This is a genomic window from Clostridium boliviensis, from assembly GCF_033342255.1.
GTDB lineage: Bacteria > Bacillota > Clostridia > Lachnospirales > Lachnospiraceae > Lacrimispora > Lacrimispora boliviensis.
Map to the genome: position 1 here is coordinate 1 of NZ_JAWONS010000170.1, position 311 is coordinate 311.

The window sequence follows — 311 nt, forward strand, 5'->3', positions numbered from 1 at the left end:
GTAGGGATGCTGCGTGGCGCGAAACATGCGCCGGACGTCGGCTTCCTCCACCACCTGACCGGCGTACATCACCACCACCCGGTCGCACATCTCGGCGACAACCCCCATGTCGTGGGTGATCAGCAGGATGGCCGTGCCGAATTCCCGGTTGAGGCTGCGCATCAAATCGAGAATCTGGGCCTGGATCGTCACATCCAGGGCCGTGGTCGGTTCATCGGCGATCAACAGGCGCGGCCGGCAAACCATGGCCATGGCGATCATGACCCGTTGCCGCATCCCCCCGGACAGCTGATGGGGATACTCGTCCAGGA

1 protein-coding gene is annotated in these 311 nt (G+C 63.7%); it reads right to left on the bottom strand.

Annotated elements, in window-relative coordinates; translation table 11 throughout:
• Positions 1-311, bottom strand: a 311-nt coding sequence (locus RZO55_RS10970; protein WP_318064321.1) for an ATP-binding cassette domain-containing protein, incomplete at both ends; no start/stop codon positions are given.